This is a genomic window from Gammaproteobacteria bacterium (ex Lamellibrachia satsuma), from assembly GCA_019623805.1.
Taxonomy (GTDB): Bacteria; Pseudomonadota; Gammaproteobacteria; order Chromatiales; family Chromatiaceae; genus QGON01.
Genome location: CP053680.1, coordinates 4,314,532 through 4,323,754 on the forward strand (window position 1 = coordinate 4,314,532; position 9,223 = coordinate 4,323,754).

General features: G+C 53.1%; 7 protein-coding genes. 1 reads left to right on the forward strand and 6 read right to left on the reverse strand.

The features are described from left to right. Window position 1 precedes the first annotated feature (1 nt). The 6 genes from pheT to thrS form a co-directional block, all read right to left on the reverse strand. Window positions 2–2,380 carry a phenylalanine--tRNA ligase subunit beta gene (gene pheT, locus HPY30_18690; GenBank protein QYZ67832.1) on the reverse strand — a complete coding sequence of 793 codons (2,379 nt, stop codon included), beginning with the start codon at window positions 2,378–2,380 and terminating at the stop codon, window positions 2–4. Window positions 2,381–2,487: 107 nt separating this feature from the next. Next, complete coding sequence (gene pheS, locus HPY30_18695; GenBank protein ID QYZ67833.1) at window positions 2,488–3,513, reverse strand: phenylalanine--tRNA ligase subunit alpha; 1,026 nt, start codon at window positions 3,511–3,513, stop codon at window positions 2,488–2,490. Between the two features lie 151 nt (window positions 3,514–3,664). Then, window positions 3,665–4,024 carry a 50S ribosomal protein L20 gene (gene rplT, locus HPY30_18700; GenBank protein ID QYZ67834.1) on the reverse strand — a complete coding sequence of 120 codons (360 nt, stop codon included), beginning with the start codon at window positions 4,022–4,024 and terminating at the stop codon, window positions 3,665–3,667. A gap of 23 nt (window positions 4,025–4,047) precedes the next feature. Beyond that, the gene (gene rpmI, locus HPY30_18705) at window positions 4,048–4,245 is read right to left on the reverse strand and encodes a 50S ribosomal protein L35 (protein ID QYZ67835.1); all 198 of its coding nucleotides are present in this window, start codon (window positions 4,243–4,245) and stop codon (window positions 4,048–4,050) included. Between the two features lie 45 nt (window positions 4,246–4,290). Then, entirely contained in the window at window positions 4,291–4,809 is a 519-nt protein-coding gene (gene infC / locus HPY30_18710; GenBank protein QYZ68132.1) for a translation initiation factor IF-3, read from the reverse strand. 70 nt (window positions 4,810–4,879) lie between these two features. Beyond that, window positions 4,880–6,796 (reverse strand): threonine--tRNA ligase, encoded by a 1,917-nt coding sequence (gene thrS / locus HPY30_18715; protein QYZ67836.1) that lies wholly within the window; start codon window positions 6,794–6,796, stop codon window positions 4,880–4,882. Between the two features lie 303 nt (window positions 6,797–7,099). Between thrS and HPY30_18720 the strand changes: the two genes are divergently transcribed. Continuing rightward, window positions 7,100–9,118, forward strand: coding sequence for a response regulator (locus HPY30_18720; protein QYZ67837.1), 2,019 nt, complete (start codon window positions 7,100–7,102; stop codon window positions 9,116–9,118). Window positions 9,119–9,223 lie beyond the last annotated feature (105 nt).

A 9,223-nucleotide genomic window follows, 5' to 3' on the forward strand; every position in this document is an offset into this window, starting at 1 on the left:
CCTATTCTCTCAACTTCGCACCGAATTCTTTAGACAATCTTTTTAACACAGTGTCGACCACACCTTCAACTTCTTCATCAATAAGCGTGTGAGATTTTTCCTGTAAAATCAATCCCAATGCGAGGCTTTTTCGACCCGAATCTATGTTATCCCCAGTATAGACATCAAAAAGACGAATGTCTTTAACAATCTCGGGGGCTGCCTTGCGAACACAGGCACGCACTGCTTCAAACGTGACAGATTCGTCCACCACCAGCGCGATATCCCGGCGGATGGAGGGAAACTTGGAGAGCGGCTCAAATGCCGGCAGAAGACCCTTTTCAACACTCTCCAATAATATTTCAAAGAGGTAGGTGGCACCCGAGAGATCGAGTTTTTTCTCCAGCTCGGGGTGCAACATGCCGATCCAGCCTACCAACTGCCCATGGTACTCGATGGTTGCCGTCTGGCCCGGATGCAACGCTGAGTGCTCCGCTGGCTTGAAGACAAAACTATCGGCATCACCAGTCAGTGCAAGTACCGCTGCCAGATCCGCCTTGAGATCGAAAAAATCCACTGGGGCCGCCTGCGCGCCCCACTGTTCAGCAATCCGTTTGCCGGTAATCAGGCCAGCCAGCATGGGATCCTGAGCGATCTTTTCACCTTCACGACGGAAGCGCAGGCCGGATTCAAAGACCCGAATCCTCTCTTGCTGACGGGATTGGTTATATTGGGCGGTCTGCAGCAGTCCCGGCCAGAGGCTGGTGCGCATCACCGACATATCGGCCGAGATGGGATTTGCAAGTTTAACCCCCGACAGATCCGGATCAACAGACTTCTGTAACTCAGGACTAACAAAAGTATAGGTAACGACCTCCTGAAAATCTCTTGCCACCAGCAGATGCTTGGCCCGGTTGAGATCGTAGGCGGTCTCCTGTTTACTCCGCATATCCATGCCGGACATGCCGCGATTGGTGGGAATCCTGGCGTAACCGTAGATTCGACCAATCTCTTCGATCAGATCCTCCTCGATTGAGATGTCGAAGCGGCAACTGGGCGCCTTGACCCGCCAGCCACTTTCAACCATCTCCACCTGCATCTCCAGGCGGGTAAGGATATCGGCTATCTCCTCTGCGGAGACATCGACACCAAGGATTTTGTTGACACGAATGTGACGCAGCAGAATCTCGGGACGCGCCTCGATCTTATCCGGGCTGGCGACCTCGACAACCGGCCCCGGCTGGCCACCGACGATCTCCACCAGCAAAGCAGTGGCGCGTTCCACCGCTTTTGTCTGCAACTCAGGGTCGACCCCACGTTCAAACCGGTGAGACGAATCGGTATGCAGACCGTATGCGCGCGCCTTGCCTGCGATGGCGGTGGGCGTAAAGAAGGCACTCTCGAGTAGTATATCGGTAGTGGTATCTGTAACTCCCGAACCCTCACCACCCATGATGCCCGCCAGTGCCAGTGGACGCGACCCATCGGCAATCACCAGCGTATCGGATTTTAGTTCGATCTCCTGTGCACCGAGCAGGGTCAATTTTTCACCAGGATTAGACAAACGTACCTGGATCGGTGCGCTCAGCTGATTCAGGTCGAAGGCGTGCATCGGCTGCCCCAGCTCTAGCAGAACATAGTTGGTGACATCGACCACCGGACTTAGACCGCGAATGCCACCCCGGCGCAACCGCTCCAGCATCCAAAGTGGAGTCTTAGATCTAGAATTTATCCCTTTGATTATTCGACATATGTATCGCGGGCAATCCTCCGGTGCAGTAACATCCACGTCAAAGCGATCTTCAATGGATGCTGCAATGGCAGGCATCTCAGGTGGTGTCACAGAACAGCGGTTGATAACCCCCACATCCCGCGCAATACCAAGCAATCCCAGGCAGTCGCCGCGATCCGGGGTCAGATCAACATCAATCACATGATCCTCAAGACCGAGGTAGATCCGAAAATCCTCACCCACCGGTGCATCCGTCGGTAAAGGCATGATGCCGTCGGAGGATTCGGCCAAGCCCAATTCGCTGGCAGAGCAGATCATGCCCAGCGACTGCACGCCGCGCAACTTAGCCTTCTTTATCTTGAAATCACCTGGCAGTCTGGCACCCACTACGGCGGTCGGCACACGCATACCCTGAGCGACATTGGCAGCCCCACAAATGATCTGCAACGGCTCATCACCTGCCACATTCACGGAACAGATGCGTAGCTTCTGCGCATCTGGATGGGCCTCGATGGAAAGCACCTCGCCTACTACGACACCACTGAATGCCGGCGCTGCAGGCTCGACGGAGTCCACTTCGAGACCCGCCATGCTGAGCTGATCAGACAGTTCATCCGTTGAGACTTCCGGGTTGGCCCACTCACGTAGCCAGGCTTCACTGAATTTCATTTTATTGCCCGTATTAAATTTGAATCGTTTGCCCGCGAAAAACGCAAATGACGCGAATATTTTCCAATTATTTTTTTGCGTAATTTACTTTTTTGCGGACTGAATAATTAAGCAAACTGCTTCAAAAACCGCAGATCGTTTTCGAAAAACAGTCGCAGATCGTTGACCCCGTAACGCAGCATGGTGAGCCGTTCAACACCCATACCAAAGGCATACCCGGTATATTTTTCACTGTCGATACCGACGTGCCGGAATACCTCCGGGTGGATCATGCCGCACCCCAGTACTTCCAGCCAACCGGTGTGGCTGCATACACGGCATCCATCACCGCTGCACATTACGCACTCGATATCCACTTCGGCGGAGGGTTCCGTGAAGGGGAAATAGGAGGGACGGAAACGCAGCTTCAATTCGCGTTCGAAGAAGCTGGTGAGGAAGTCGTAGATCACGCCCTTCAGATCTGCGAAGGAGACATCCTCATCCACCAGAAACCCTTCCACCTGATGGAACATCGGCGTGTGGGTCAGATCGGAATCGCAACGATAGACTCGACCCGGGGCGATGATCTTCATCGGCGGCTCACCCTCCTCCATTGTGCGAATCTGCACTGGCGAAGTATGGGTGCGCAGCAGCATATGCGCGTCGAAATAGAAGGTATCGTGCATCGCACGCGCGGGGTGGTGCGCGGGAATATTGAGGGCTTCGAAGTTATGGTAGTCGTCCTCGATCTCGGGTCCCTCCACCACCTCATAACCCGCATGGGCAAACAGAGTCTCGATGCATTCGAGGGTGCGGGTTACCGGGTGCAGTCCACCGCTCTGCAGACCACGCCCAGGCAGGGTAACATCGACCCGTTCCGAAGAGAGACGCTCTGCCAAAGCCTGCGATTCAAGCAGCACTTTACGCTCATCGATGGCTACCTGCAGGGCCTGCTTGGCCTTGTTTATCGCCTGTCCGGCTTTGGGACGTTCCTCTTTTGGCAGGGTACCCAATTTCTTGAGCTGACCGGTCAGGAGACCGCTTTTGCCAAGGTATTTAACCCGTACCTCATCCAAAGCCGCCAATCCGGCAGCCGCTACGATCGCAGCTTCAGCCTCACCGACCAGTTGTTCGATATCAAGCGGGGATTCCATCTGTAACAAACCTATTACCTGTAGATTGGAATACGCATAATGCGATCCGAATCAATGCACACATCACCAATAAAAAAGGGAAAGGCCTTCAGGCCTTCCCCCTTTTCGAGTCATTTCGTCCACCGCTTAAGCGATGGACGACGACAAGCGTTTAGCTGGAGAGAGCGGCCTTGGCCTTTTCTGCCAGCGCGGCAAAAGCCGGCTTGTCGTGTACGGCCAGATCGGCCAGCATCTTGCGATCGATCTCGATCTCGGCAATGTTCAGACCATTGATCATACGGCTGTAGGAAAGACCGTTGTCACGCGCACCAGCGTTGATACGGGCGATCCACAGGGCACGAAACTGGCGTTTCTTCTGGCGGCGGTCGCGATAAGCATACTGACCGGCCTTGATGACGGCCTGCTTGGCAACACGGTAAATTTTGCGACGGGCTCCATAATAACCCTTGGCTTCATCAAGCACCTTCTTATGGCGGGCATGTGCTTGTACACCACGTTTAACTCTTGGCATTGTTCAAATCCGATTCGTTGTAATTAGGCGTATGGCATCATGCGACGTGCTACTGCTACGTCAGCCTTGGCCAAGGTTGCTGGAGAGCGCAAGTGGCGCTTCCGCTTTGTGCTCTTCTTCGTCAGGATATGACGGCGATGAGACGCGTTTCGTTTGAACGAACCGGATGAGGTGCGTTTGAACCGTTTGGCCGCACCACGATTGGTCTTTATCTTAGGCATTGCTTTCTAAACTCCGCGATTTGTAACGCCACATGGCGTTTTGAATTACTTTTTCTTGGGGCCCAGCACCATCACCATCTGGCGGCCTTCCATCGCAGGTTTCTGCTCCACCTGACCATATTCGGCCAAATCGGCTTCCACCCGTTCCAGGAGTTCCAATCCCAGCTCGCGATGCGCGTGCTCACGACCACGGAACCGCATGGTCACCTTGGTCTTGTCCCCATCTTTCAGGAAACGTATCAGGTTGCGTAGTTTTACCTGATAATCCCCTATTCCCGTCCCTGGCCGAAATTTGATCTCTTTGACCTGAACCTGTTTCTGCTTCTTCTTGGCGGCTTGTTTCTGCTTCTTTGCATCGAAGATAAACTTACCGTAATCCATAACGCGGCAAACCGGCGGCTCCGCGTTAGGTACAATTTCCACCAAATCCAAACTAGCCCCGCTGGCGACCGTTTTGGCCTCATCCAACGAAACGATACCCAATTGTTCGCCTTCAGCGCCCACAAGTCTAACTTGCGAGCCGGTAATCTGGTCATTCAGGCGATGCTTTTTAGGTGCAGCGATAACAGTTTCCTCCGAAGAACTTCAATCCCGATAAGTAGAAAAGCACCGGTATTCCGGTGCCTTACGCCACTTAGTTCACACGCTTTGTGACATCTTCATCCAAACGCTTTATGAACTCATCCATCGGCAAACTACCGAGGTCTTCGCCCGTACGCGTTCGAACCGCCACTGTGCCCTGCTCCATTTCCCGGTCGCCAACGACCAACAGGTAGGGCACCCGCATTAACGTGTGCTCGCGGATTTTATAGCCAATCTTCTCGTTTCTCAAGTCCGATTCGACCCGAAAACCGTTATCTCGCAGGCGTTTGACGCAATATTCGGCATATTCGGCCTGTCGATCGGTGATATTCATGATCATGGCCTGCACCGGCGAGAGCCAAACCGGCATGGCCCCGGCATAGTGTTCGATAAGAATACCTATGAAACGCTCCAGGGAGCCGAGTACCGCCCGGTGCAGCATAACCGGCACCTGTTTGCTATTATCCTCGGCAATATAGTGCGCTCCAAGGCGCTCTGGCATGGAGAAATCAAGCTGGATGGTGCCCAACTGCCAGACCCGATTGAGGCAGTCCCGCAGGGAGAATTCGATCTTCGGGCCATAGAATGCGCCCTCCCCCGGTTGCAGCTCCCAATCCAGATCCTTATGGTTGAGCGCATCTTCAAGTGATTTCTCGGCCTTATCCCAGATAGCATCTGCTCCAACACGTTTTTCAGGTCGTGTTGAAAGCTTGACCAGGATCTCTTCAAAGCCAAAATCACGGTAGACTTCAAACAGCAGATCGATGAACGCGGAGACCTCGGAGAGAATCTGATCCTCGGTGCAAAAGATATGGGCATCGTCCTGCACGAAGTTTCGGACCCGCATCAGACCATGCAGGGTGCCGGACGGTTCATTGCGGTGGCAGGAGCCAAACTCCGCCAGACGCAACGGCAGATCACGATAACTCTTCAGCCCATGATTATAGATCTGAATGTGAGCAGGACAGTTCATCGGTTTGATGGCGTAGTCCCGATTCTCTGAATGAGTGGAGAAGATCATGTCACCAAACTTGTCCCAGTGACCGGATTTCTCCCACAGGCTGCGATCGATGATCTGTGGCGTACGCACCTCCTGGTAGCCGTGATCCCGCAGTTTTTCACGCACATACTGTTCGACAACAAGGTAGATGCTCCAACCCTTATCGTGCCAGAAGACCATGCCCGGCGCCTCTTCCTGGGTATGGAACAAGTCCTGAGTCTTGCCTATCTTGCGATGATCCCGCTTCTCCGCCTCTTCGAGCCGGTGCAGGTAGGCCTTTAACTCCTTTTTGTCACGCCATGCAGTGCCGTAGATGCGCTGCAGCATCGCGTTGTCGGAGTTGCCACGCCAGTATGCACCGGCCAGCTTCATCAATTTGAAGCCCTTGCCAAGCTTGCCGGTACTGGGCAGATGGGGGCCACGGCAGACATCAAACCAGTCACCCTGGCGATAGATGGTGACCTCTTCCCCCTCAGGGATGATGTCCTGAATGATCTCGACCTTGTACTCCTCACCCAGTTCGGCGAACTTTTTGACCGCCTCGTCACGGTCCCACACCTCGCGCTCCAGAGGCAGATCACGTTTAACGATCTCCCGCATACGCTGCTCGATTTTTTCCAGATCCTCAGGAGCAAAGGGCTCTTCGCGGGCGAAATCGTAGTAAAAGCCATCATCAACAGCAGGGCCGATGGTTACCTGGGTACCGGGAAACAGCTCTTGCACCGACTGGGCCATGATATGAGCTGCATCGTGAAGCATCAGTTCCAGCGCGTCCTCATCGCGGCTGGTGACAATCGCCAGTTCGCAATCTCCATCCAATATATAGGAGGTGTCCACCAGTTCACCGTCAACACGTCCGGCAAGTGCCGCCTTGGCCAGGCCGGGGCCTATATCGGCCGCAACATCGTGGATGCTGACCGGTTGGTCGAATTCGCGCTGGGAACCATCAGGCAGGGTAATAACAGGCATTTCTACTCCTTATCAGTGGTAGCCCATACGAGAGGCCACTTGATCTTAAACCGCTAAAATTAATCATTTAAACCGTCTGGACGAGACATCGGCAATGAAGCGGCTGGCCGCTTCTCCCAACACTCCAGATCCAGAGAATGCGCGACTCTAGCATAGACCTCACATGTCTGACCATTACCCAAGGCAGACAGGCAAAAATGTGAAGCAGTCGGCTTTCCATCACTTCAAGAAAAAAGGATTTATGCCGATAATCAGTATTGACCGGAGCTAAGGTTGGATTCCGGCAACTACAAGCAAGATCAAATGCAGACAGTGAGCGCAGAATTTTCCGAAACACCCGCTTCGCAAGAAGTCCATGAAAAACCGGTCATTCTGATTGCAGATGATTCCCGGGTGGTGCGGGTATCTCTGCAAAAGATTCTCAGGAATGATTTCACTGTAATCGAGACAAAGGACGGCGAGGAAGCCTGGGAAAAGCTCACTGAAGCTCCGCTGGTACACGTCGTATTTTCCGATCTGTCGATGCCCAACCTCAATGGCTTCGGCCTTCTCGACAGAATCCGTCAATCAACGAACCCCAATATCCGGGAGACACCCTTCGTGGTGATCACCGGCAACGAGGACAATGAGAAGATCCGTTCCAATGCTCTGAAATGCGGTGCAACCGATCTTATCATCAAACCGTTCCAGCCGATTGAAATCACGGCACGCGCCAAGGCCTGCGCCAACAATCACCAGAAGATGATCGATGCTGCCGCAAGGTTTCAGCATGAGTCGATTATCGATCCAATCACAGGCCTTGCCAATCTGCACTATTTCACCCAGCGAGCAAGAAAAGATCTCGCATTTGCCCTCAGACACAAAAACGAACTGGCACTGGCTCTGCTTGAGATTGACCAATTCGAAAAGGTAGCTGCGCAAAACAGCAATGCTGTGACTAACAGAATCCTCAATGCAACAGCCCAGTTAGTGAAGAAACAGGCGCGCACAGAAGATACTGCAGCCTATTTCGGTGATGGCAAGTTTGCTCTGCTGCTACCCGCGACTAATGACATTCGTGCGAAATACCAAGGCAAACGTGTTCTCAACGGCATCAAGAAACTTGCACTCGCTAATGGAGATAAGATAACCGCCAGTCTGGGTATTGCAGCACCTGACATAAAACCCGGAATTCTGGTCAGAGACCTGCTGGTCATTGCCCAACGACGTCTGAATAATGCTCTCACCACCGGTGGTGACCGTATTATCAAGAAGGATTCATCGCCGCCATTAAACAGCGTACCTGCATTACCAGGAGAGACCCCGACCCCGGACAGTCACAGTACTGAACCAGCTGATCCAGTCTCTGGATCTTATCTAAATGCATCCATCCTCTTCCCGCCGGACTCAAGCGACCTCCTTGACTCGAACAGTGAGACTCGGGGGCAGTTGGAAGAGGAAGTGGAAAACCTGCGTACAGAAGTTGAAATTCTGCGCATGCGGGCAGAAGCTGCGGAACGGTCCCAGGATAAATTGGCCAGATCAGTATCGGTTCGCCGGGAACTGGAGGAGGAGCTACAGACCCTACAGGCCGAATATCAGGCAATGCGCAACCGGGCAAAAGCAGCAGAATTGACCAATACCCAGCTCTCAAAAGCCTCTTCCACGAGGTTACAGGCCGAACAGGAAGTTCAACAGTATATTGAGGAAGAAAACTCTCAGTTGAAGGGGGATAATGATACCTTCCGACAACGCGCCGAAGCCGCTGAAATAGCGGCACGCAGTGCAAAAGCAGATGTGGAACGATTACGGACGCTACTTGAAACTACCAATGAACAGTTCGAGGCACAACTGGCCAGCGAGCAAAAAGCCCGGGCAGAAGCTGAACACAGCGTCAAACAGCTCAAATCAGGCAATATCGATTGGGCTCCGGCAAAACCACAGGAGACACCTGCAGCAATCCAGCAGCAGAGAGTGGTTCCTGTTACCAAAGCTGCATTCAAGGAGATTGAGGCACCACCGAAAAAACGCTGGTCACTGCTTCTCGCGCTGCTTACAGTTGCCTTGATCAGCATCGGAGCAGCAATCTATTTCACCGACATCTTCGGCTCAACTGTAGAGCCCATCCGGCAGGCACTCATCAAAAAAAATGAGCCCGACCAGACAATCCTGCAAGAACCCATCCCCGTCCAAGACTCACTGGAGCTGAAGCATGCCGGCAATGCACCAGACATCGTAGACGCGCCATCTTATGAAGGTTCCCGGGAAGCGGCGGAAGAGCGGGTTCGGCAAGCTGCCGAGCAAGAGTTTAATCGTTTAAAAGCGAGCACCAAGGCTAATTGACGCTTTCCAACCTGAATAAAAGAGGCATGAGTCAAATTTACATTCAAATTCAACGATTCAGCTGAATTCTGACCCCACCCTCAAGTATTAGGCTCAATGGACCAG